We start from the raw sequence: 23,441 nt of genomic DNA, 5'->3' as shown, positions 1-23,441 counted from the left end.
GAGGCTTATAAAAACCGCTGTCAAGCAGTGCCACAAATTCCTTCAGATCAGCCTGAGGGTATTTGTAGCCAAGTTTTTTCAGGTCGATGATGCTTTTGTCGGAGAGCATACTGGCAAACAGTCCGGCATCCATGGTGTTCACCTCTGATATATCATAGTATCAATTAGTATCAGTATAACAAAGGATCTCCACCGTTGCAAGCGTTTATACAAGCATTGTGCCGCTGGATTATTCCTTGATATTCTGCTGATTATCCCAGGGACATCTGGACAAAAAGAACCATCCCGCTTCGTCACTCCAAAGGGCTTGCAGCTAATGTCCCTATGAGCTTCTGCGGAATGGTTCTCATAAATTATAACATGGGGGAAGTGGTGGAGCAATAGTCATCTATTGTTCTCTACACCAGCCTGCGGAGCCTCAAACATCGGGCGAATGTTTTTGAACTTACACCAACCTTCTCTTTCCTGTGCAATCACAATGGTACTTTCGTTGAATACACAACACCAACGACCATCTTTGTAGCGAGAATTGTCCTCGATTTGTTCCTCTGGACGGGCAAGATTCATCCTGAGCTGTTTGTAATGATAGTGCCAAAGATTACGTTCAAAGGAATATTGGGTCAAGTGGATGAGGTCCCGCCCGTCGGAGCCTTCTGTGCCATTTTCGATATAGCGAGCATAGGCCAGTAAGATGGGAGTCCGACTTTTGGACATAAGAATACGGGGCCTCCAGTCTGTAACATCTAAGTATGTATCCCATGCGGAAGGATAGTCTGGGGGTGGCGCAGTGAGAAAGGGCATCCAGTGTTGATATACGGAGTTAGTACCGGGTAGAGCAGAGAGAAACTCGGAACAGAGCAGGGCCTCAAAGCAGCCATACGCGGTACCGTCATGGTAGATGGCCTCCATGGGTGCTGCGGATTCTTTTGGCGGTGTGAGCTTTTTTCCTAAAAAGAAATCCACTCTAGGATCTGAAAAGATCGATTCCACGGTGGGCTCTGAGGGAACGCCGTGGCGGAGAGCTCGCACCTGTCCGAAGGTCCCGTGATAACCAGAGGTAAGATAGCATACCAAGCGATAGTTCTCATCCAAGGTCAAATGAGGAAATAAACGCATGACGTGGGAGATGTCAAACCAAGTGGCATCCTTTCCGTGGAAACTCCAATCTACATCATGGTCGAGAAACTCCCAACAGGCGTGGTAGTGTTCATAGAGCGGATAACCATCCAGATAGTAGCAGGATTGTGCCATAGCCAATATCCTTTCTTAGCTTGTTTGCATGTGAAAGACAAGAACCATTCTGCTTCGTCGGTCTAGGGGCTTACACATAGGACCCAGAGATCTTCGGCGGAATGGTTCTAATAAATTATAGCATGGAGTGAGGTGATGAGCAAGATACTGGAAAGCGTGGAGCGTGTTTTGTTTCAAAAATTTCACCCAGTTTTGGCCTCCTCGACTGTTTGAGTTTGATCCGCCTCTGTGTTCCGTCCAACGAAACAATGCAGCACGCATTTTGCTACCATTGTACCTGAGAAAGACTCTTCTGACAAATGCGATTGACCCCAGATTTTGGGTGTATCAGTTTTTCACACGCTATAATCAAAGATAACCGCCCGCTGAATCATCCAAAATCATGCCGGCTGCCGCCGTTGGAACCCAGTGCCTCAAAGGCACAGACAATCTCCTCGATTTGCTGAAAGCATTCGCTGTCTGCCAATGCGTCGTCATCCAGGATGGCTTTGATTTTAGCCAGGGCCTTATAGCATTCCAACTCCACAATCTTTGTTACGTCTGTGTTGATGAGATTAGGGAAGGAAACCTGAATTTTTTCGTTTGCAAAGACATGACAAAGGATTTCTTGATACAGCTCCATGCAATCGCCACCTTAGTACTTATTAGTTCTACAAACAACATTGTAATGAAAATTTGCGGTATCGTCAATAGTATCAATCAGTACTAAAGGCGGTGGGCAGTATGTTATTTCAACGACTGAGAGATTTGCGGGAGGACAGGGATCTGCGGCAGGAGGATGTGGCGGAAATCTTGGGAATCAGCCAAACGGTGTATTCTCGCTACGAGCGTGGATTTCAGACGATTCCGGTGATTCACCTTCTGAAATTGGCGGACTACTACAAGGTGTCCACCGATTATATCCTGGGGCGGACCAACAACAGTAAGCCGTATGATGTGAAATAGACTATTTCGCATCAAGAAGTTTTATAAAAAGAAGAAAAACCGCCCATTCAGGCGGTTTTTCTGACCAAAATGGTCCGAGTGGAGAGACTCGAACTCCCGACATCCTGCTCCCAAAGCAGGCGCGCTACCAACTGCGCTACACCCGGATATGAAGTTTTCCAATTGTGGTCAAACATGTGGTCAAGGTCGTTTTTTGACCAATGGCTTTGGCGGAAATGGTTCCCGCTTCTGGTAGTGTCCCAGCGGGTTGCGGGGTTGCGCTTTATCCCTCATGGATGAAGCCCGCGCGCTCCCAAAGCAGGCGCGCTACCAACTGCGCTACACCCGGATATGAAGTTGTGAGGTGGCCTGGGCACCATCTCCCAAAGAAGATGTACTACACCACGGACATTTTGTGCTTGTGTAGACTTGTATTATAGCGGATTTTCTTGCCCTTGGCAAGAGTTTATGATATGATTTCTTCAACTTTGTTTGAAATGGTACGAGGTGAGTTCAATGCGAATGCGAAAAAAGAAGAATTTGGAGTCCCGTATGGAGTCCTGTGCGGACTTGTGGATCAAAGATCCTGCTGCCCAGCGGGGGAAGTGGCGGGAGCTTATGCCACAGGTCCAGGGGCTGCGCCTGGAGTTGGGGTGCGGCAAGGGACGGTTTACGGCTGAAACAGCTGCGGCCCACCCGGAGGATCTGTATGTAGCGGTAGAGCGGGTACCCGATGCCATGGTGATTGCCATGGAACGGTGCCGGGAGAAAGGACTGCACAACGTGTTTTTCATTGACGGTGACGCCGCCTGCCTCAGCGACTACTTTGCACCTGATGAAGTGGACTTGCTCTACATCAATTTCTGCGACCCATGGCCCTCAGTGAAGCACTCCCGCCGCCGTCTGACCCACGAGAACTTCCTGCGCGGTTACCGTCAGGTGTTGCGGGACGGCGGACAGATCCACTTCAAGTCGGACAACCGGGATTTGTTCGAGTGGTCTCTGTTCCAGTTTCCCAAGGCGGGCTTTGAACTCTCTGAAGTGACCCGCAACCTCCATGAACACGGCATCTGCGGCATCATGACCGACTATGAGGAGAAATTCCACAATTTGGGCGCTCATATCAACCGTTGCGTGGGCACCAAGGTGGCTCTGCCCGACGTGCCTGTGTTGGAGGCTCTGTGCAGCCGCCTGCCCCAGTTCCAGATTCGCCAAGTGACATGGGACGACGAGGCCGCTGTTCTGGCTTTGATGGAGAGCAACACTTCATATTATGCCATGCAGGGACAGGAGATGCCTACTCTGCGCAGCATTCGGGAGGATATGTCCGCCCTTCCGCCCCGGTGCACCCAAGAGCAAAAGCACTACGTGGGCCTGTGGCAGGACGACACGTTGGTGGGTGTGCTGGACTTGGTGGAGGGTTACCCCCGGGAGCGCACTTTGTGGATTGGCTTCTTCATGGTGGATGCCGGGCTGCACCGCCAGGGCATTGGCCGCACAGTGGCCCGGGCTTTACCTGCTGCTGCTGCGGATGCAGGGATGGACAGCCTGCGCCTGGGTTGTTTGAAGGAAAATGAGGCCGGTCACCGGTTCTGGAACGAGATGGGGTTCCAAGATCTGCGAGAGGGAGAGACCCTTACCGGCGGCAGTGCCGTGTGGATCATGGAGCAACTGGCTGAAGGATAAAAAACAGGCCTTTTCCTGTGGAAAAGGCCTGTTTTTTATCAAAGAGGAAGCAGTACCCGGTATACCATCATGAAATGTGCCACAGAACCCAGCACGATAAACACGTGGAAGATTTCGTGACATCCAAAGCGAGGGTTGTCTCGGGCAGGCCACTTCAAGGCATAGAGCACTCCGCCAATGGTATAGAGAATGCCGCCGGATAGCAACCACAGCACTCCGGACACTCCTAAGGTGAGGTAGAGAGGATAGATGGCAATTACCGCCAGCCACCCCATGGCGATATACACCGTAGAGGTAAGCCACCGGGGGCAGTTGATCCATACCAGAGTCATCACCAGTCCGGCAATGGCCAGCGCCCAGATGATGGCGAACATGGACCATCCCCAAGGCCCCCGCAGGGCGGTGAGACATACGGGTGTGTAGGTGCCGGCGATTAAGAAATAGATGGATGCGTGGTCATATTTCCGCAGGGCAATGCGTTTGGCTGCCGTGGTGTGCACACTGTGATAGAGGGTAGAAGCGGTATATAGCCCGATCATGGACACCCCATAGATGGAGAAAGAGACGATTTTCCAGACATCTGCGCCGACAGCCACAGCCTTTGCCAGCAGCAAAACCGTACCAAGAATGGCCAGAGCAGCACCGATCCCGTGGGTGATGGCAGACCAGGGGCGCAGCCCATCAAAGGGTGTGCGGCCGTGTTCCTGGGGGCGTCTGCGGGGACGGGGTAGAGCCTCGAAGGGGTCAGGTGTGAGTGCGTGTTCCATAGTGACACCATCCTTTCTGGAATCTAATTATATCACGTAGATGCCGTTATATCAATACCGAAATCACTAAATGTAATTTTAATAATTAGATAAGGAACCGACATTGAATATGATAGACAAATGTGGTATTATTAAAAATTGAGTAAAGCGTGAGCGGGAGGAGAGACTATGGGAGAGTGCCTGGGACTGTATCTGCACATTCCGTTTTGCCGCAGTAAGTGTGATTATTGTGACTTCTATTCGCTGGCGGGCAGAGAAGATCGGATGGATGACTATCAGAAAGCCCTCCTGTGCCATGTAGTGGAGAGTGGTGTGGTGGCACGAAATTACCCGGTGGACAGCCTGTACATTGGGGGCGGTACACCTACCTGGTATGGAGAAAAGCGGCTTCTGGAGCTGCTTCGCACGGTAAAAAGGCATTTTTCCATGACGAAAGACGTAGAGGTGACGCTGGAGGCCAATCCGGACAGCGTGGATGAAAAAATGCTGCGCCGCCTGCGCCGAGCGGGGGTGAACCGGATTTCCATGGGGATGCAGTCGGGCAGTGATGAGGAGCTTCGTTCCATCCATCGGCCCCACACCTACCAGCAGGTCGTGGATGCGGTGACGGCAGTGCGGAGTGCGAAGATCCGCAATTTGAACTTGGATCTCATCTATGGTCTGCCGGGGCAGACGGAGGAGAGTTGGCATGAGACGGTGGAAAAGGCCATCTCGCTGTCACCGGAGCATCTGTCTTGCTACGGGCTGACGGTGGAAGAGGGGACACCTCTGGCTCAGCGGGTAGCCCGGGGAGAGCAGCTGCCTGATGAGGATCAGCAGGCAGCTTTGTATCTGTGGACGGTGGAGCGGCTGGCCCAGGCTGGGTACCAGCAGTATGAAATCTCTAATTTCTCCAAACAAGGGTACATGTCCCGCCACAATTTGAAGTACTGGATGGGGCGACCCTATATGGGACTGGGGGCAGCGGCTCACTCGGACTTTGGCGGTCGGCGTTTTTCCTTCGTCTCGGATTTGGAAACATACATCCAGGGAATGCTCAGCGGAGATGAAGTGGTGGATGAGTCGGAGCAGATCACCCGCCGGGAGCGGGGCAGTGAGTACCTGATGCTTCGCCTGCGTACCGTCCATGGCATCGACGAGTGGGAGTATCGTCGGGAGTACATGATGAACTTCGATCCCATTGAGGCGAAGATGTGCGAGTTTGAGCAAAAGGGCTGGGCTCGGCGGCGAGGACGCCGATGGCAGTTTACCCCGGAGGGCTTTTTGTTATCCAATCAACTCATTGGCCAGCTTCTGGAGCTGCAGGAGAATGCGACTTTAGGTGGCACTCTGGAACGCATTCGTAAACAAAGGGAAGAAAACTGACAAACAGGGCAGATGGTGCGTGATTCCATCTGCCCTGTTTGTGGTAAAAGGGGAAAATCCGGGCATACTGACCCATGAGGTGAAGTTGGATGAATATGAGCAACGAGGAATATCAGCAGTATGTGGCGGCCATGGCTAAGCCGTCGCCCATGGGAAAGAATCTGGTCTGGGCTTTTCTGGTGGGGGGCGGCATTTGCGCTGCGGGGCAGGGGCTGAGCACCCTGTATGAAAGCTGGGGAGCGGGAGAAAACGCCTTGCCTTTGGTATCTCTGACCCTGGTGTTTGTGGCGGCGCTGCTCACCGCTTTGGGTGTGTTTGACGACATTGCCCGCAAGGCGGGGGCAGGCACCTTGGTACCCATTACAGGTTTTTCCAACGCCATGGTATCTCCGGCTCTGGAGTTTCAGAGTGAAGGGCGCATCACCGGGACGGGAGCCAAGATCTTTACGGTGGCGGGACCGGTGCTGGCCTATGGTGTGTTTGCCAGCGTGGTGTATGGCTGTTATCTCATGCTGATTTTGTAAAGACATAGGAGAAAAACTCCCCCAGACATTGATCCAGGGAGGCGTGGCCAGTGTATGGGGTGCGCCTCCCTGAATTTTCTGGTGAATTGTGCAAAATGCCGAAAACACGCTGAAAGGCAAAAATGTGGAATGAAGTGGAACTTATTATTTTACTAAAAACACGGACAATTATGGGCGAAAAAGAAAAAATTAGAAACATACTTTTCCATACGAAAGTTTGATGAGAAGGGTGCACATAGAAAATGAGAAAAAATAAGGATCAGACGTTTACTTTTACCAATAAATTATGGTAACATCATACTACAATTGGATAGGATGGATTGTTACCGCATGGGCAAAACCAGGTTGACCAGAAGAATATGAATATATACTCCTGGCGATCTGGCTTTTCTATTGAGAGGGAGCAGTGCACCAACCATCCAAAATACCATAAGGAGGAAGCAAAATGAGACGGCAAAACAAACGAGTCAGCCCCGACCATCTTGGGCGGAGACTGACTGCGGCCGCCTTGGCTGTGGTGATGGGCGCGGGCTGTGTGACGTTGGCCCCGTTCCAGGCTCAGGCCGAGGGCAGTGGGGACACCGGATATGAGATCTATCCCAATCCCCATGTCATGGACTACGGCGGCGACGAGTATATCGTCAAAACCCAGGTCAACGTCGTGTTCGAAAGCGGCATTGACCAGTACACCAAGAACCGACTGGGTGAGGTGCTGGAGCTCAAGGGCATTGACAGCTATACCACTGGCGGCGAAATTGTCAGCGGCAAGACCAACATTCTGGTGGGTATCGAGGGTTCCAGTGAGTATGTAGATACTTATGCCGACGAAAACCTGGGTGAGACCACCACCGAGAATCTGTTCAACAAGACCGACTCCTATGTGCTGGACAACCGGGACGGGGTCATCACTGTGTTGGGCCGTGACACCGACGCTGCATTCTACGGCCTGACCACCTTGTACCATGTGTTCACCCAGATGGACAGCTACACCATCCAGGAGTTCCACGTGGAGGACTGGGCGGACGTGGCCAGCCGTGGCTTCATTGAGGGTTACTACGGCAACCCCTGGAGCACCCAGGACCGGGTCAATCTGATGACCTGGGGCGGCTACTACAAGCTCAACTCCTATTTCTATGCTCCCAAGGATGACCCCAAGCATAACGCCAAGTGGCGTGAGCTGTACACCGAGGAAGAGCTGGAGACCAAGATCAAGCCCTTGGCAGATGCAGGCAATGCTTCCAAGTGCAAGTTTGTGTTTGCTCTGCACCCCTTCATGTATAATGGTATCAACGCCAGCAACTATGATGACTCTCTGGAAGTCCTGAAGAAGAAATTTGAGCAGACCATGGAGTACGGTGTGCGTCAGATTGCCGTTCTGGCCGATGACGCTGGTGTTCCCGGTGGCAACAATGAGGCTGGATGGGGTGTTTACACCCGACTGATGGAGGATTTGACCAACTGGGTTTCTTCTGAGGAAATGCAGGAGAAGTACCAGGGCTTGAAGGTGGTCATTCCCTTCTGCCCCAACGACTATATGGGTAACGGTAACAGCTCTCAGCTGCAATATCTGGGCAAGAACATGCCCGAGACCGTGCCTCTGGTTGTCACCGGCGGTAAGGTGTGGGGTGAGGTGTCTCAGAACTTTACCGCCAACTTCAAAAACGGGGTGGGTCGTGGTCCCTATATGTGGATCAACTGGCCCTGCACCGACAACTCCAAGCAGCACCTGATCATGGGTGGCTACGATGACTTCCTCCAGGTTGGCGTCAATCCCGCCAATATCCAGGGCATCGTGCTCAACCCCATGCAGCAGTCCGAGCCCAGCAAGGTGGCCATTTTCGGTAACGCCTGCTACTCCTGGAACATATGGGAGAGTGAAGCTGAGGCAGACGCCGCTTGGGACGCTTCCTTTGCCTGCGTGGATCACAACACTGTGATTCCCAATGCTGCTTCTGATGCACTGCGGGAGCTGTCCAAGCACATGATCAACCAGAACATGGACAGCCGTGTGCGGGTACTCCAGGAGTCTGTGGAGCTCAAGCCTATTCTCAACTCCTTCAAGGAGAAGCTGACTGCCGGTACCGTCACTGTGGACGATGTGAACACCGTGATGGCTGAGTTTGTCAAGCTCCAGCAGGCTGCTCAGACCTACCGGGCCAAGGCTGGTAATACCGATGTGATGGACCAGATCGTGTACTGGCTGGACTGCTGGGACGACACCACGGAGGCCGCCATCGCCTACCTCAACGGCGTAAAGGCGGTGCTGGCCGGCGACACCAATGCCATTCTCCAGTACAACACCCAGGGTAAGACTGCCTTTGACCGCTCTAAGACCCATGGCTTCCCCTATGTGGGTACTACACAGTATGCCGAGGTGGGTGTGCAGCACATTGTGCCCTTCATCAACACTCTGGCCACCTATGTCTCTCAGTATGCGGAGACCGCCATGGACCCCAGCAAGGTGATTGCCAACTTCATCACCAACCGTACCGACACCCCCACTGGTGACGTTGCTAATATCTTTGATGGAAGCGACAGTACCGGCATGACGTTTAAAACTCCCAATGCCATTGCTGAGGGCGAGTATGTGGGACTGCTGTATAACAAGGTCATCGATGTGAACAACATCCGCATTACCATGCAGGGTCAGGCCGATCACTTTGAGCATTCCAAACTCCAGTATACCACCAATGGAAAAGAGTGGGTTGATATTGAGCTGCGTGAGGGAGAGAATCAATTCAATGTGCCGAGAAATCAGCCCTTCGAAATCTCCCTGAAGGAGGATGCACTGCCCCGGGATTTCCAGGCTATGGGCGTGCGCCTGATCACCACTCGGGCCAACAGCGGTGCTTGCTGGTTGGACCTCCGGGAGTTCCAGATCAACGCTCAGGACAGCGAGCCTGAGGTCACTGAGGGTACCTACTCCACCAACCGGGATCGGATGAACGGCACCGCTTGGGACGTGCTCAACGATGGTGCCAACGGCGGCGCCAGCGCCAGCGAGGTGTGGCTGTCTGTGGCCAGCGGCGCCGACAGGGACGGCCTGCCCGCCGGCTCCTACATCCAGTACACCCTCACTGAGCCCATGAAGCTGACCGGCGTCACCTTCGCTCAGGGCGGCTCCGCTGCCGGCGACGTGATCACCGACGGCTCCATCCAGTACCTGGATGATGAGGGCAACTGGCAGACCATCGCTGAGGTCAACGGCGACAAGGTCCAGACCTTCGATTTCTCTGATGAGGACATCACTACCACCGCTGTGCGTGTGCAGAACGATGCCTTTAAGAAGATTTGGTGGCGTGTGGGCGAGTTCAACGTGGAGTTCTCCGCCGACACCTCCAGCAAGCCCATTGAGTACGATGTCATCCGCACCGAACTCTGGGCTGTCAAGGGCGGTAACGAATCCAACCTCTATGACGGCGATGACACGAGCTACGTGTACTATGATCCCGATGGCAATGGAAATCCCAATAACGTCAACGGCGATGACTTCATGGTTGACCAGTTCCTGGGCTATGACCTGGGGAAGGTAGCCGAACTGGCCAGCATCCACCTGGTGGTGGGCAACTCTGCCAAAGTCACGGATAAGATTGTCAAGTATACCATCGAGACGTCTCTGACCGGTGAGGACGGATCTTGGACGGCAGTTCCTGACTATGAGAGCTATACCGGACACACCGATGCAGTTGATACCCTGAACATCAAGCTCTCTGAGCCCATTCAGGCCCGCTATATCCGGGTGCGTAACCTGGAGCGGTGCGGTGCGTGGGGCTACTTCAGCGAGTTCACCGTCACCGAGGTGCCCACCGGCTCCAAGGAGAATCTGTATACCAATGTGGAGACCAATATTCTCTCCAACAAGGAAGATGGTCAGGTGAGTCTCACCAGCGGCTCTGCCACTCTGGACACCAATGACTATGTTGGTGTGGATCTGGGCAACATCAAGGCTGTCACCAGTGTGACCATCTCTGCGCTGCCCCAGGGTGTCGAGCTCCAGACCTCCATGAACGGTGTGACCTGGACCGATTACAGGCCCGCTACGGACGCCCGCTATGTCCGTGCCGTGGCTACGGCCGACGCTGTGACGCTCAACCTCACCCAGTTTGTGGTCAACTTCGAGTTCATTGGCGAGAAGGCCGTGGAGAGTAACTTCGCCATTCAGGACACTTCCTCCGATATGAGAAACAACGGTACCGTGAAGAACGTGTTCGACGGCGACCTGTCCACTCTGGGCATGATCACTGGCACCCAGGACGTTGACAAGACCATCACCTTCGATCTGGGCCAGACCATCCACTTCTCCTCTCTGCGCTACTACATCGTGGAGACTCAGCTCAACTACCCCCGTCACGTGAAGTTTGAGGTTTCCGCCAACGGCGAGGACTGGACCGAGGTCCTGGTCATCGGCGACGGCGACTTCGAGAACGAGTGGGACAACTCCGTGGCCAAGGACATGCAGGACAAGACCCTGTATCACGACAGCAAGAACCCCGGCTACATGTACGCCGAGGCCACCGGTCTGGACGTGGATGGCCGCTACATCCGTGTCACTCCTCTGAGCACCTACAGCCACAGATGGCTGGGCTTCAGCGAGATTCAGATCAACGGCGGCGAGTACATCTCCCCCGAGAGCAACCGTGACATCGTGTCCACTGTGGTGGAAGAGGCTGGTAAGATTCCCTCCAACGCTTTGGATGGCAACTACACCACCACCTATAAGCCCAGTGAGGCCAACGATTCCTTCACCTACCGCATCTCTGAGCCCACTGGTTTGACCTCCGTCCGTCTGGTGCAGTTGGGCGCCGTGTCCAACGCCACCGTCACTGCCCGCTATGTGGGTGAGGACACCAACGTCGATATGGGCACCCTGAGCCAGGCCATCAACGAGTTTATCCTGCCCGCAGGCAAGACTCTGGAGAGCATCACCGTGACCTGGACCGACACCATCCCCGAGATTGCCGAGATCACCACCTCCACCCAGCCTGTGGCCAGCGTGGACAAGGATGCTCTGAAGGATGCTCTGGGACAGACCCAGGACACCAGCACCTGGACCGACAACAGCAAGGCCGCCTATGAGGCTGCCAAGAAAGAGGCTCAGGCCATCGCTGGCAATGCGTATGCCAGCCAGACCATGGTGGACGCTGCTCTGGCTGCCCTGAAGAATGCCATTGCCAACAAGGTAATCAAGGCCACCAACGTGGAGGGGCTGCAGGCTCTGGTGGACAACAAGGTGAGCAATGACGATGGTTTCTACACCGCTGTCAGCTACAATGCCTATACTTCCGCTGTGAGCAGTCTGGAAACCGCTTTGAAGGATAAGGGCAACCTGTCCCAGACCCAGGCTGACGAGCTGAAGAGCGCCGTGGAGAGTGCCAAGGCCGCTCTGGTGTACTCCACCACCAGCCGTGAGCTGGCTGAGCTGGCTGTGGAGGGCTACGCTGCCCTGAAGGCTAAGAATTACACCGTAGACAGCTATGCCGCTGTTACCGCTGCCAAGGATGCCATTGACACTCTGGCAGCTAAGGACAAGGCCGCTGCCACCAACGCTGAGCGTGTGAACCCCGCTGAGTTTGTCAAGGCTAAGACCGATTACGAGAATGCTGTTGACGCTTTGGTGAACGTGGCTGACTTGAATGCTGAGCTGGACAAGGCGGACGAGGTCAATGCTGAGCTCTACACCGAGGATAGCTACAATGCCTACGTGGCTGCTGTGGATGCCGGCAAGGCTCTGCTCCAGTCCGGTACTCAGCAGGCTGTGGATGCCGCTGTTGCCGAGATCCAGGCCAAGTATGATGCTTTGGAGCTGAAGGACGGCATTTCCCTGAAGAACGTCATTGATCAGGCCAGGGCCCTCAAGGGTGAGAACTACACCACTGACTCCTATGCCGCTCTGATGGATGTGGTGGCTGAGGCCGAGAAGAGCGGTGACAACAGCTACATCATCAAGATCCAGGATGCCATGAAGGCTCTGGTGAACGTAGAGGCTCTGAAGGCTCAGATGGCTGCCGCTGAAGCTGTGGATGGTGAGAAGTACACCACCTCCTCCTACAAGTACCTGGCAGATCTGATGGCCCAGGTGGATGCTCTGCTCAAGTCCGGCACCCAGGGTCAGGTGGATTCCATGACCACCACCCTCGACTCCGCCATCCGTGCTCTGGTGGCCCGTGCCACTGGTGTGGACGAGTACCGTGACGGTATCACCCTCAAGGCCGCTGACGGCTACACCGCTGAGAGCTATGCCGCTTACAAGCAGGCCTATGACGCTCTGATGGCTGCTGATGCTGCCGACCTCACCCCAGAGGAGTTCGCCCAGCTCAAGGCCGCCTTTGAGCAGGCTGAGTTGGCGCTGAAGGTTGTTGAGCCTGTGGATCCTGAGGAGCCCGGCGACAACGACAAGCCTGAGGGCAACGTGGTTGTGGACAACCAGTCCGGTGTCCAGATCGTTGTGGGCAACGCCGACCAGGTGTTTGCTGGCAACACTGTGATCACTGTGGAGAGCGTGACCGAGGGCAAGATCTTCGACATCGTGAAACAGGCTCTCAAGGATCTGGTGTCTGACATGAAGAACACCGCCATTCTGGAGATCACCGCCACCTTGAACGGCAAGCCCGTTCAGCCCAATGGCACCGTGCAGGTGACCTTCCAGATTCCCGACCATCTGTCCGTGGACCATCTGAAGCTGTTCTATGTGGCTGAGGATGGAACCCGGGAGGAGATCCCCATCACCGTGCACAAGGAGGGCAGAACTGTCACTGCCAACCTCAAGCACTTCAGCACTTACGTGCTGGCCAATGTGGTGGTGGATGAGGATGGCGGCAAGGTGCCTCCCACCGGTGACACCTCCGATCTGATGTCCTATGTACTGGTGGCTGCTGTGTGCGCTGCCGGTATCGCCGCTCTGATGTTCTTCAAGAGCAAGAAGAAGGCTTAATTGCCACATAAAAATTGCCTCGGCTTTGTGCCGAGGCAATTTTTTTACCCTGTGGGGCTTGCAAGAAGGGGGACAATCGGGTACTCTGGAGAAAGATCAAATGCAGGGGGAATACCCAATGAGACGATTGACAACGGGCATCCTGGCCCATGTAGATGCAGGGAAGACCACCCTCACCGAGTCCATGCTCTATGTGACCGGGGCCATCCGTGCCCTGGGTCGGGTGGATCACGGAGATGCTTTCTTGGACACCCAGGAGCTGGAGCGGGAGCGAGGCATTACCATTTATGCCAAGCAGGCCATCCTGCGCCGAGGCGAGCTGGAGGTAACCTTGGTGGACACCCCGGGCCACGTGGACTTTTCTGCGGAGACAGAGCGGGCCTTGCAGGTGCTGGACTGCGCCATTTTGGTGGTCAGTGCCGCCGACGGGGTGCAGGGCCATACCGAGACCCTGTGGCAGCTGCTGGAGGAGGCAGGGGTGCCCGTCTTTGTCTTTGTCAACAAGATGGATCAGCCCAACCCCGGAAAGGCCTCCATTCTCCAACAACTGGAGGGGCGGCTGGGCCACGGCTTTGTGGATATGGCAGACCCAAATGCTCGAGACGAGGGAGCGGCTCTGTGCAGTGAGGAGCTGATGGAGCGGTATCTGGCCGGGGAGAGCTTCACTAACCAAGAGTTGGCGGGGCTGGTGGTGCAGCGGCAGCTGTTCCCGGTGTACTTTGGCTCCGCCCTCCAGGTGGAGGGTGTGGAGCAGCTGCTGGACGGAGTGGAGCAGTTCACCCTGGAGCCGGAGTGGCGGTCGGATTTCGCCGCCCGGGTCTTTAAGATCACCCGGGATGAGCGAGGAGAGCGGCTGACCTGGCTCAAGGTCACTGGAGGTCAGATGAGGGTGCGGGAGGTGCTCCATGGTCCGGACTGGGAGGAGAAGATCAACCAGATCCGGCTGTACTCCGGGGCCAAGTTCACCGCTGTGGATGCGGCCCCCGCCGGGACGGTATGTGCCGTCACAGGGCTCACTCATACCATGGCAGGCCAGGGCCTGGGAGCGGAGGAGAACTGGGCGGGGCCCCGGTTGGAGCCGGTGCTGGCCTACCAGGTCATTCCCCCGGAGGGGGTGGATGCCACCACGCTGCTGGAGCGGCTGCGCCGCCTGGAGGAGGAGGACCCCCAGCTGCAAGTGGAGTGGGAGCCTCAGAGTCAGCAGGTGCGGGTCAAGCTCATGGGTCAGGTGCACCGAGAGGTGCTGGAGCGGGAACTGCGCCGCCGCTTCATGCTGGAGGTCACCTTTGGCCCGGGGAGCATTGTCTATCTGGAGACTTTGGAACAGCCTGTGGAGGGCGTGGGCCACTTTGAGCCTTTGCGCCACTACGCCGAGGTGCACCTGCTTTTAGAGCCGCTGGAGCGTGGGGCGGGGGTGCAAATTGACACCGTGTGTCCTGAGGACGTGCTGGATGGCAACTGGCAGCGGCTGATCCTGACCCATCTGGTGGAAAGGCAGCACCTGGGGGTGCTCACTGGCTCTCCCATCACCGATGTGAAGCTGACCCTGCTCACGGGTAAGGGACATTTGAAGCACACGGAGGGCGGAGACTTCCGCCAGGCCACTTACCGGGCCATTCGCCAGGGCCTGATGATGGGCAAGAGCGTGTTGCTGGAGCCCTGGTACACCTTTCGGCTGGAGGTGCCGGGGGAGAGCGTGGGGCGGGCCATGACCGACGTGCAGCGGATGTGCGGCGAGTTTGAAGGGCCCCAACTGCGGGAGAACACCGCCGTGCTCACCGGAGCCTTGCCTGTGTCCGAGGTGGGAGACTATTGGAGCCAGGTGGCCGCCTACACCCAGGGACGGGGCCGGTTCTCCTGCCGCTTGGAGGGGTATCGACCCTGCCACAATACCGACCAGGTGGTGGAGCAGCGGGGCTATGACCCGGAGCGGGACGTGGACAACCCCTCGGGCTCGGTATTCTGCGACCACGGGGCGGGGGTGCACATTCCCTGGCATGAGGTGCGCATCCATATGCACGTGGACAGCGGCTGGAGGCCGGAGGGGGAGGAAACCCAAGGCCAGCCCCAGCCTCAGGTACGCCAAAGCCGGGGCTATGCCTCCCAGGTGGCCCTGGACAAAGAGCTGGAGGAGATTTTCGCCCGCACCTACGGGGCGGTGAAGCCCAGGGCGTTCCACTCGGTGAAGCCTGCGTCCAAGCCCAAGGAGAAGCCGTGGAAGGGGCTGAAGCCCCGGACGGGGAAGGAGTACCTGCTGGTGGATGGGTACAACATCATCCACGCCTGGGAGGACTTGTCCGCCCTGGCCAGGGAAGACCTGGACGGAGCCAGAGCCAAGCTGGTGGACTTGCTTCGCAACTACCAGAGCTGGCGGGGCTGCCAGGTCATCGTGGTATTTGATGCCTATAAGATCAAGGGGGGCAAGGGCTCGGTGGAGCAGCTGGGGGATTTGTATGTGGTGTACACCAAGGAGGCGGAGACCGCCGACATGTACATTGAGCGCACCACCTACCAGCTCAGCCGGGACAACCGGGTGCGGGTGGCCACCTCTGACGGCCTGGAGCAGATGATTATTTTGGGCCACGGGGCGGTGCGGATGTCCGCAGTGGAATTGAAATATGAAGTGGATCAGGTGATGAACCAGATTCGCAGTGCCATACAATAAATACACTCCCGCAGCCAGGTATCTGGTTGCGGGAGTGTATTGTCACAGAGACAGCACAAATTGCAGTGCTGTGCGGGGTGTGGTAGAGCCGTGGTGCCGCTCCCAGGCGATGGCCTGTTGGTGCAGCTGCTCCGGGGGCAAGGCGCACCCCTGCTGAGTGGCCAGCTTGTCCACCAGGGTCAGATACTCATCCCGGCGTAGGCCCTCGTAGAGGATGCGGATGCCGAAGCGGTCGGCCAGGGAGGTCTTCTCCCGGATGGTCTCGTTGCGGTCCATCTCGTCCCCGGCCCGCTCCGAGATGGTCTGGCGCACCAGGTGGCGGCGGTTGGAGGTGGCGTATACCGCCACATTCTGGGGCCGACGCTCCACGCCACCCTCCAGGATGGTCTTGAGAACCGAGTAGGTGGGGTCGTCCCGGTCAAAGGTGAGGTCGTCAATGAAGATGATGAACTTCAAGGGATGCCCTTCCAGGGAGCGGATGAGGGCTGGGAGGCCGGAGAGGTTCTCCTTGTCCGCCTCAATGAGGCGCAGCTTCTCCAGCCCCTCCAGAGTGAGCAGGTGCTTGACGGTGGCGGACTTGCCTGTGCCGCTCTCCCCGTAGAGGAGCACGTTGTTGACGTACTTTCCTGCCAGCAGGGCTTGGGTGTTCTGCACCACCCGTGCCCGATGGTGCTCATACCCCAGTAGTTGCGCCTGGGTGGGGCAGTCGGGGTGGGGAACCGGGATGAGGGTGCCGTCCTCCCACACAAAGGCCCTGTACCGGGCCAGAAGTCCGGTGCCCTCCTCCCGGTAGGCCCGGGTCAGGGCATCAAAGGAGAAGGGGGCTTCTCCAGACCAGCGAGGCAGGCCATCCACCCCGTCACGCTGCTCTGGGGGTAGGTAGGATCGGATTTCCTCCAGCCAGACCTCGCTGGGGATTTGAGCCAGCTGGGCCAGGGTGTCCACATCATGCCGGGCGGCCTGCTCCAACACGGCAGAGCAGCAGCCCCGGGCCACGGCGGTGGGGTAGGGGCCTTCTGACCAGCGCAGGGCCTGGTGCAGCCACTGACCCAGACTGTCGCATCCGGCCTGTGCCAACTGATAAAACACCCGGCTGTAAGACAGCAGGGCGGTGGGGCCGTCCTTTAGGGTTATGGCCTGGGCCAGCATGGTGACAGCACCCATGACAGGCTGCTGTTCCACAACATCCCGGTACACGGCCAGGGTGGATAGCTTTGTAGCCACTTGAGAGGGTTTCATGACAATCACCTCGTAGATTCTCTGGTGTGGTAAAGTGTAGATTCATTATACAAGTTTTTTCCCCCTATGGCAATGGCTAGAAAAGTGTGCTATACTCAGGGAAATCAATGAGGAGGTCTTGTGGTATGGAACTCAAGGAAAAGATGCTGACCAGCAAGCTGGTATATGATGGCGGCCTATTAAAAGTTCACTACGACACGGTGGAGCTCATCAATGGGCGCACGGCCTGGCGGGAGGTCATTCGCCACCCCGGGGCTGTGGTCATGGTGCCTCTGGATGATGAGGACAACATCTACCTGGTGCGTCAATATCGCTATCCCTATGCCAAGGTGCTCCTGGAGGTGCCCGCAGGCAAGCTGGAATACGGTGAGGATCCCTTTGAGGCGGCCAAGCGGGAGCTCAGTGAGGAGATCGGTGCAGAGGCCAAGGAATGGATCCCCATGGGGGAGATGCTGCCCACCCCCGGCTTCTGCGATGAGCTGCAGCATGTGTATCTGGCCCGTGGCCTCACCTTTGGGGAGATGCACCCTGATGAGGACGAGTTCTTGGAGCGGGTGAAGATGCCTCTGTCCCAGGCAGTGGAGATGGCCATTGACGGCACCCTCCAGGACAGCAAGACGGTGGCTGCTATCCTGCGGGCGGCAGGTCGGCTCAAGAAATAATGGGGTCTGCGGTGGCATCGGGCAGCTGTCCCATGCGCCTGCGGTATTGCACCAGCTCAAACTGGATAAAGGTGGCGATGAGTATCAGTCCGGCAGCCAATACCTCCCATTGGGCGGCGCACAGCTCCGAGGAGTCTTTGGGGTCTGTCTCTTGCAGTGCCTTCAGGGCCTGGGTGAGGAAAAAGCCGGAGCTGCCCAGGGTGAGGGCGGACTCGGCACAGCGCAGGGGGTAAAATCCCGTCTCCTGTCCTGCCTCCGCCCGGCACAGGCTGTGCAGGGCCAGCAGGGCGGCCACCAGTACCGCAATCAGAAAGGAAAAGTCGGAGTTTGCGCTCCGGTCGGGCCCAGTGGGCTGGTCCATGCGTCTACCCCCTTTTTGCCATGCTATGTAGGCAAATGAGAAAAAGTTCACATGAAAAATCCCCCTTTCTCATAGGATGTCAATGCCATGAGGAAGGGGGATTTGCTTTGAATGCCATGTGGTCCGGCACACTGGTGCTCACCGCCACGGGGCTGTTTGCCCAGCTGGTGGGATTTTTTTACCGCATGATGCTCTCCCGGCTCATAGGGGCGGAGACCATGGGGCTCTACCAGCTGGTGATGCCGGTGTACTCCATGTTCATGTCTGTCACCGCCGTGGGGCTGACGGTGGCGGTGTCCACACGTTCCGCCCGCTGCCACGCCCTGGGGGACGAAGAGGGGGTGGGCCGGGTGCTGCGGCTGGGACTGCGCAGCTTTTTGGCCCTGGCAATTCCCTTGGGGGTGGTGGTGGTGTGGTGTTCCGACCCCATTTCCGTGTATCTGCTGGGGGATGCCCGAACCCGACTGGGGATTGTTCTGCTGGTGCCATGTATGCTGCTCACCGGGGTGGAGAACCTGCACAAGCACTGCTTTTACGGCACCGGGCGGGTGCGTATTCCCGCCACTGTGGAGACCATGGAGCAGCTCATTCGCACGGGGGCGGTGTTGGGTCTGCTCATTCTGCTTCTGCCCCAGAACAAGGAGCGCACCGTGGGGCTGGTGGTGCTGGGCATGGTTATCTGTGAGGTATTCTCTGCAGTGACTCTGGTGCTGCTCTTTCGCCGTGCCCAGGGGCGGGTGGTGCCAAGGGCTGGTGGAGAGAAAAAACCGGAGAAGGGCCTGTGGGCCATTGCCATCCCGGTGGGGCTTACCTCAGTGCTGGGCACCTTGCTGGGCTCTGCCAATGCGGTACTCATCCCCGCCAAGCTGGTGGAGGGTGGTATGGAGGCGGGGCAGGCCATGTCCGCCTTCGGAGTGCTGTGCGGCATGACCATGCCTTTGCTGAGTTTGCCCACTGGCTTCATAGGAGCGCTATGCCTGACCATGGTGCCTGCCCTGTCCCAGCGCACCGCCCACGGGGACGTGGGGGCGTCGGCAGGGCTTCTCAACCGTATCATGTCGGTGACTATGCTCCTCATGGCTCCGGCTATGGCGCTGCTGACCGTGATGGGCCCTACCCTGGGCCGACTGCTCTTTGGGCAGCCCCAGGTGGGGCAGTATATGTTGCTGTTGGCGGTGGGCACGCTGCTGACCTGCGTGCAGTCGGTGCTGGGAGGAGCCCTCAACGGCCTGGGACTTCAGGGCAAGGGGGCGAGAAACGCCATTGCCAGCGATGTGGTGCAGTTGGCCTTCACCTACGGCACGGTGGCTGTGTGGGGGCTTCGGGGGTTTGTGGTGGGATTTGTCCTCTCCTCACTGGTGGGAATGGGGCTGAACCTGGCCTCGGTGCTCCATGCCACCGGACTGCACCTGCGTCTGTTTGCCTGGTTTGTCCGCCCGGTGTTGGCGGCGGTGGGGATGGGAATGTGGTGCAATCTGCTGTTTCACTGGATGATGGGGCAGGGGGTATGGATCTCCAACGCCTGTTTGGTGTGTGTGGTGGTAGGCGGGCTCATGTATGTGGTCATGCTCATGGGCATGGGTCTGTCTGTATTTGGTTGGCTGTGGGGAAGAAGGGAGAAAACATGAAGGTTTCCATATTGATTTCCACCGGGGGCGGAGATGCCTCCCGCTACCTGGATGCGGTGGAACAGGCTGGTGGCCATGGCTTTGCCGCCTATTTGCCCCAGCCGGATGTGCGCTATGACGGGCTGATTTTGGCTGGGGGCGGGGATATGCACCCGGCTTGCTTCCGGGCGGTCAATCGGGGCTCCCGCAATATTGATCGGCGCAGAGACCGGGCAGAACTGGCTCTGTTGGATGCCTTTGCCGCCGCCCACCGCCCGGTGTTGGGCATTTGCCGGGGCCATCAGGTGGTCAACGTGTGGGCCAGGGGTACTCTCATTCAGGACTTGAAGCCCACGCTGGCTCCATTCCATCAGCAGCCCCAAGGGGACTGCTGGCACGGTGTGCGCACCAAGAGCAGCTCCCATATGGAACAGTGGTATGGAAGCGTGTGCACCGTCAACTCCAATCATCACCAGGGCCTGGACAAGGTGGGACAGGGCCTGGTGCCCACCGCCTGGTCGGAGGGCGGGGTGGTGGAGGCTATGGAGCACCGCACGCTGCCCCTGTGGACGGTGCAATTCCACCCGGAGCGAATGGGGGAGACGGGGGAGATCATCTTTTCCCAATTTATCCAGCTGTGCAGACGCTTGAGAGGGGACGGGGAAGTGTGATATACTAAAAAGGATCTTGACCTGGAGGTAACCTCATGCAGCCTTTGGAACAACTACCCATCCCTTTGTTGGAGTGGTACCGGGACAATGCCCGCATTCTGCCCTGGAGAGAGGATCCCACCCCGTACCATGTGTGGGTGTCGGAGATCATGCTCCAGCAGACCCGGGTGGCAGCGGTGCTGGACTACTACACCCGTTTTATGGCGGAGCTGCCCGACGTGGCAGCGCTGGCCGAAGTGCCCGAGCAGAGACTGATGAAGCTGTGGCAGGGGCTGGGCTATTACAGCCGGGCCCGCAACCTCCAGGCCGCCGCCCGGCAGATCATGGAGGAGCACGGCGGGGTGTTTCCCACCCAGTATGAGCAGGTGCGAGCTCTGAAGGGGGTGGGGGACTACACTGCCGGGGCTATCTGCTCCATCGCCCTGGGTCAGCCCGTCCCGGCGGTGGATGGCAACGTCCTTCGGGTGGTGACCCGTATCAATGGGGATGAGCGGGACATACTGGCCCAGTCCACCAAGCGAGCCATCGCCCAACAGCTCCAGCCCATTATCCCCCTCCACGCCCCGGACAAGTTTACCCAGGCTATGATGGAGCTGGGGGCCACGGTGTGCCTGCCCAACGGGGCGCCCCAGTGCCAACGCTGCCCCGCCCGGGACTTCTGCGTGGCTCGGGCCCAGGACAGCTGGAGCCGAATCCCGGTGAAGGCACCCAAACGCCCCCGCCGGGTGGAGGAGCGGGACGTGTGGCTGCTCTATCGTGAGAACCGGGTGGCCTTGTGCCAGCGGCCCCCCAAGGGCCTGCTGGCGGGGCTGTGGGAGTTTCCCAATGCGCTCCATGGCCAGCTGCCCAAGGGGTGGGAAGGGGACATGCCCCAGGGAGAGTTTGCCGGGGTGGCCCGGCACATCTTCACCCATGTGGAGTGGCATCTCACCGCCCGTAAGGTTTACCTGGAGTGGGACAAGCTGCCCCAGGGCTGGATGTGGTGCACCTGGCAGGAACTCAACGATATTTACGCCGTGCCCAGTGCCTTTGACGGGGTGATGGACGGGGTGAAGGAGGAAATCGGCCATGATCTGTAACCTGTGCCCCCGCCAGTGCGGGGCAGAGCGTACCCCGGATGAAGGGGAGGGCTGGTGCCGCCTGCCCAGCATGGTGAAAGTGGCCCGGGCGGAGCTCCACCACTGGGAGGAGCCGTGTATCTCCGGCACTCGTGGGGCGGGGACGGTGTTTTTCTCTGGCTGCACCCTGGGGTGTGTGTTCTGTCAGAACGGGCCCATCAGCCATGGAAACCAGGGGAAAGGGGTGACCGAGGAGGAACTGTACGCCCTTTTTGAGAAGCTGGCGGAGGAGGGGGCCCACAACATCGAGTTGGTCACCCCTACCCAGTACATCCACGTGCTGCAAAAGGTGCTTGCCCGGCCCATGCCTGGCAACCTGCCGGTGGTGTGGAACTGCGGGGGTTACGAGCGGGTGGAAATTCTGAAAAGCCTGGAGGGAAAGGTGGGTGTGTACCTCCCCGACCTGAAATATGTGTCCGAGGGGTTGGCGGAGAAATACTCCGCTGCCCCGGACTATCCTTCCACCGCAAAGGCTGCCATTGTGGAAATGTTTCGTCAGACTGGCCCCGTGCAGCTGGAGGACGGGATTTTGAAAAAAGGGGTGGTGATCCGCCACCTGCTTCTCCCAGGGCGGCTGAATGAGGCCAAGCGGGTGATGGACTGGGTGGCCCAGCAGTTCGTCCCCGGTGAGGTGCTGTTCTCCCTCATGGCCCAGTATACCCCCTGTGGAGATTTGGAGCAGTTCCCAGAATTGCAGCGCACCCTTCGCCCCTCCGAGCTGAGAGCCGCCCGCAGCTACATGGACGCCCTGGGGATTCAGGGCTATGTGCAGGAGCTGGAGGCGGTGGGGGAGAAGTTTATTCCAGATTGGAATATGAAGTGACCGGCCCAAAGGCTCCCCTGTGTAAGGGGAGCTGTCAGCCGTAAGGCTGACTGAGGGGTTGACCCGTTACCCTGGAGCCGTCAATCCCTCCGACCCGGCTTACGCCGGGCCACCTCCCTTTACACAAGGGAGGCGGATGGACTGCGGTGCACCCCAAGGCTCCCTCCGTCACCGCTACGGCGACGCCACCTCCCTCCCTGAGGGAGGCTTTTGTACGCTGATGAAGCCCCTGGAACCCGAATGACCTAGAACGGTGGGAATCCGGACAAGAACAGAACAGAATGTAGGCGTAGCGGAAATTCCCAATAAGAAAAATGAAGTTGGATGCTGGAGGAAGAACGATTGAATAAACAAATAGAAAATGTCTCAATGGGGGTCACATGGACTTTGGAGATGCTCCACGATACCGAATGTGCAGATATTCCAGATCAACCGGGCATCTATTTTGTATGTGTTCCCCAGGGAATGGACATACAATTCCAACCCACTGCGCCTAACCAGCACGCACCATTGTATGGGGAGAATATTCTCCAAGAAAAATACAGAAGGTGTGGAAACAAAACCGTGTTATACATTGGAAAAGCCAGTGGGAAAAGGGGGCTGCGTCAACGGCTCCGACAGTACATAAAATATGGATGGGATGAAGCTGTCAACCACAAAGGCGGCAGAGCAATCTGGCAAGTTGAACACGCCGAAAGGTTGATGTTGACCTATGAGGTTTGTATAGATGCAGACGCAAGGGAGCATAGGCTGCTGAACAATTTTAGAGATCAGTACGGTACATTGCCTTTGGCAAACTGGAGGACATAACAAGGCACCCCCCGGACTTCCACAGTCCGGGGGGTGC

17 protein-coding genes and 1 tRNA gene are annotated in these 23,441 nt (G+C 57.3%); 12 read left to right on the top strand and 6 right to left on the bottom strand.

The features are described 5' to 3' along the window. Window positions 1-384: 384 nt before the first annotated feature. Window positions 385-1,251, bottom strand: a complete 867-nt coding sequence (locus tag H9X86_RS04540) for a hypothetical protein (protein ID WP_204900389.1) — start codon at window positions 1,249-1,251, stop codon at window positions 385-387. Window positions 1,252-1,621: 370 nt separating this feature from the next. Further along, the gene (locus H9X86_RS04535; RefSeq protein WP_204900388.1) at window positions 1,622-1,873 is read right to left on the bottom strand and encodes a hypothetical protein; all 252 of its coding nucleotides are present in this window, start codon (window positions 1,871-1,873) and stop codon (window positions 1,622-1,624) included. Between the two features lie 101 nt (window positions 1,874-1,974). Between H9X86_RS04535 and H9X86_RS04530 the strand changes: the two genes are divergently transcribed. Beyond that, a complete protein-coding gene (locus H9X86_RS04530; RefSeq protein ID WP_087242506.1) occupies window positions 1,975-2,196 on the top strand; it encodes a helix-turn-helix domain-containing protein in 222 nt (73 codons plus the stop codon). Between the two features lie 70 nt (window positions 2,197-2,266). Here H9X86_RS04530 and H9X86_RS04525 read toward each other — a convergent pair. After that, window positions 2,267-2,342, bottom strand: a tRNA-Pro gene (locus tag H9X86_RS04525). A 349-nt stretch (window positions 2,343-2,691) separates the two neighbouring features. Between H9X86_RS04525 and trmB the strand changes: the two genes are divergently transcribed. Then, complete coding sequence (trmB, locus tag H9X86_RS04520) at window positions 2,692-3,861, top strand: tRNA (guanosine(46)-N7)-methyltransferase TrmB (protein WP_204900387.1); 1,170 nt, start codon at window positions 2,692-2,694, stop codon at window positions 3,859-3,861. Window positions 3,862-3,899: 38 nt separating this feature from the next. On the opposite strand, the gene trhA is transcribed toward trmB, so the two are convergent. Further along, on the bottom strand, window positions 3,900-4,628 hold the full coding sequence (gene trhA / locus H9X86_RS04515; protein WP_204900386.1) for a PAQR family membrane homeostasis protein TrhA: 729 nt from the start codon (window positions 4,626-4,628) through the stop codon (window positions 3,900-3,902). A gap of 168 nt (window positions 4,629-4,796) precedes the next feature. Here trhA and hemW point away from each other — a divergent pair, with 168 nt between their 5' ends. The 4 genes from hemW to H9X86_RS04495 all read left to right on the top strand — a co-directional run bounded on the left by hemW (window position 4,797) and on the right by H9X86_RS04495 (window position 16,113). After that, entirely contained in the window at window positions 4,797-5,993 is a 1,197-nt protein-coding gene (gene hemW / locus H9X86_RS04510) for a radical SAM family heme chaperone HemW (protein ID WP_204900385.1), read from the top strand. Between the two features lie 89 nt (window positions 5,994-6,082). Continuing rightward, window positions 6,083-6,517, top strand: coding sequence for a SpoVA/SpoVAEb family sporulation membrane protein (locus H9X86_RS04505; protein WP_204900384.1), 435 nt, complete (start codon window positions 6,083-6,085; stop codon window positions 6,515-6,517). Between the two features lie 445 nt (window positions 6,518-6,962). Beyond that, window positions 6,963-13,448 (top strand): beta-N-acetylglucosaminidase domain-containing protein, encoded by a 6,486-nt coding sequence (locus H9X86_RS04500; RefSeq protein ID WP_204900383.1) that lies wholly within the window; start codon window positions 6,963-6,965, stop codon window positions 13,446-13,448. A 118-nt stretch (window positions 13,449-13,566) separates the two neighbouring features. Then, window positions 13,567-16,113, top strand: a complete 2,547-nt coding sequence (locus H9X86_RS04495) for a translation factor GTPase family protein (RefSeq protein WP_204900382.1) — start codon at window positions 13,567-13,569, stop codon at window positions 16,111-16,113. Window positions 16,114-16,155: 42 nt separating this feature from the next. Here H9X86_RS04495 and H9X86_RS04490 read toward each other — a convergent pair whose 3' ends face one another. Then, on the bottom strand, window positions 16,156-17,352 hold the full coding sequence (locus H9X86_RS04490; protein ID WP_204900381.1) for an ATP-binding protein: 1,197 nt from the start codon (window positions 17,350-17,352) through the stop codon (window positions 16,156-16,158). Window positions 17,353-17,477: 125 nt separating this feature from the next. On the opposite strand from H9X86_RS04490, the gene H9X86_RS04485 reads away from it, so the two are divergent. Next, complete coding sequence (locus tag H9X86_RS04485) at window positions 17,478-18,014, top strand: NUDIX domain-containing protein (protein ID WP_204900380.1); 537 nt, start codon at window positions 17,478-17,480, stop codon at window positions 18,012-18,014. On the opposite strand, the gene H9X86_RS04480 is transcribed toward H9X86_RS04485, so the two are convergent. Further along, window positions 18,004-18,375: a hypothetical protein gene (locus H9X86_RS04480; protein ID WP_204900379.1), complete on the bottom strand. Its 372-nt coding sequence runs from the start codon at window positions 18,373-18,375 to the stop codon at window positions 18,004-18,006. The two genes, H9X86_RS04485 and H9X86_RS04480, sit on opposite strands and share 11 nt — an antisense overlap. Window positions 18,376-18,491: 116 nt before the next feature. Here H9X86_RS04480 and H9X86_RS04475 point away from each other — a divergent pair, with 116 nt between their 5' ends. From H9X86_RS04475 to H9X86_RS04455, 5 genes are all read left to right on the top strand, one after another. Beyond that, complete coding sequence (locus tag H9X86_RS04475) at window positions 18,492-20,003, top strand: oligosaccharide flippase family protein (protein ID WP_204900393.1); 1,512 nt, start codon at window positions 18,492-18,494, stop codon at window positions 20,001-20,003. Then, entirely contained in the window at window positions 20,000-20,653 is a 654-nt protein-coding gene (locus H9X86_RS04470; protein ID WP_204900378.1) for a gamma-glutamyl-gamma-aminobutyrate hydrolase family protein, read from the top strand. Before H9X86_RS04475 ends, H9X86_RS04470 begins: the two co-directional genes overlap by 4 nt. Before the next feature lie 35 nt (window positions 20,654-20,688). Beyond that, window positions 20,689-21,732, top strand: a complete 1,044-nt coding sequence (mutY, locus tag H9X86_RS04465) for an A/G-specific adenine glycosylase (protein ID WP_204900377.1) — start codon at window positions 20,689-20,691, stop codon at window positions 21,730-21,732. After that, complete coding sequence (locus H9X86_RS04460; RefSeq protein WP_204900376.1) at window positions 21,722-22,594, top strand: radical SAM protein; 873 nt, start codon at window positions 21,722-21,724, stop codon at window positions 22,592-22,594. The genes mutY and H9X86_RS04460 overlap by 11 nt, the downstream gene beginning before the upstream one ends. A gap of 342 nt (window positions 22,595-22,936) precedes the next feature. Then, window positions 22,937-23,404: a GIY-YIG nuclease family protein gene (locus tag H9X86_RS04455; protein ID WP_168124882.1), complete on the top strand. Its 468-nt coding sequence runs from the start codon at window positions 22,937-22,939 to the stop codon at window positions 23,402-23,404. Window positions 23,405-23,441: the final 37 nt, after the last annotated feature.

Origin of the sequence: Pseudoflavonifractor capillosus (genome assembly GCF_016902575.1) — a bacterium.
In the GTDB taxonomy this organism is placed as follows: Bacteria; Bacillota; Clostridia; order Oscillospirales; family Oscillospiraceae; genus Enterenecus; species Enterenecus capillosus_A.
The sequence above is the reverse complement of the archived record's forward strand: the minus strand, read 5'-3'. Positions and strand labels throughout refer to the sequence as shown.

Excerpts from the sequence above, each read along its gene's own strand:
- H9X86_RS04460 (WP_204900376.1), top strand. The coding sequence starts at position 21,722 with ATGATCTGTAACCTGTGCCCCCGCCAGTGCGGGGCAGAGCGTACCCCG.
- trmB (WP_204900387.1), top strand. The coding sequence starts at position 2,692 with ATGCGAATGCGAAAAAAGAAGAATTTGGAGTCCCGTATGGAGTCCTGT.
- H9X86_RS04475 (WP_204900393.1), top strand. The coding sequence starts at position 18,492 with ATGTGGTCCGGCACACTGGTGCTCACCGCCACGGGGCTGTTTGCCCAG.
- trhA (WP_204900386.1), bottom strand. The coding sequence starts at position 4,628 with ATGGAACACGCACTCACACCTGACCCCTTCGAGGCTCTACCCCGTCCC.
- H9X86_RS04490 (WP_204900381.1), bottom strand. The coding sequence starts at position 17,352 with ATGAAACCCTCTCAAGTGGCTACAAAGCTATCCACCCTGGCCGTGTAC.
- hemW (WP_204900385.1), top strand. The coding sequence starts at position 4,797 with ATGGGAGAGTGCCTGGGACTGTATCTGCACATTCCGTTTTGCCGCAGT.
- H9X86_RS04495 (WP_204900382.1), top strand. The coding sequence starts at position 13,567 with ATGAGACGATTGACAACGGGCATCCTGGCCCATGTAGATGCAGGGAAG.
- H9X86_RS04530 (WP_087242506.1), top strand. The coding sequence starts at position 1,975 with ATGTTATTTCAACGACTGAGAGATTTGCGGGAGGACAGGGATCTGCGG.
- H9X86_RS04535 (WP_204900388.1), bottom strand. The coding sequence starts at position 1,873 with ATGGAGCTGTATCAAGAAATCCTTTGTCATGTCTTTGCAAACGAAAAA.
- H9X86_RS04540 (WP_204900389.1), bottom strand. The coding sequence starts at position 1,251 with ATGGCACAATCCTGCTACTATCTGGATGGTTATCCGCTCTATGAACAC.
- H9X86_RS04485 (WP_204900380.1), top strand. The coding sequence starts at position 17,478 with ATGGAACTCAAGGAAAAGATGCTGACCAGCAAGCTGGTATATGATGGC.
- H9X86_RS04470 (WP_204900378.1), top strand. The coding sequence starts at position 20,000 with ATGAAGGTTTCCATATTGATTTCCACCGGGGGCGGAGATGCCTCCCGC.
- H9X86_RS04505 (WP_204900384.1), top strand. The coding sequence starts at position 6,083 with ATGAATATGAGCAACGAGGAATATCAGCAGTATGTGGCGGCCATGGCT.
- H9X86_RS04480 (WP_204900379.1), bottom strand. The coding sequence starts at position 18,375 with ATGGACCAGCCCACTGGGCCCGACCGGAGCGCAAACTCCGACTTTTCC.
- mutY (WP_204900377.1), top strand. The coding sequence starts at position 20,689 with ATGCAGCCTTTGGAACAACTACCCATCCCTTTGTTGGAGTGGTACCGG.
- H9X86_RS04500 (WP_204900383.1), top strand. The coding sequence starts at position 6,963 with ATGAGACGGCAAAACAAACGAGTCAGCCCCGACCATCTTGGGCGGAGA.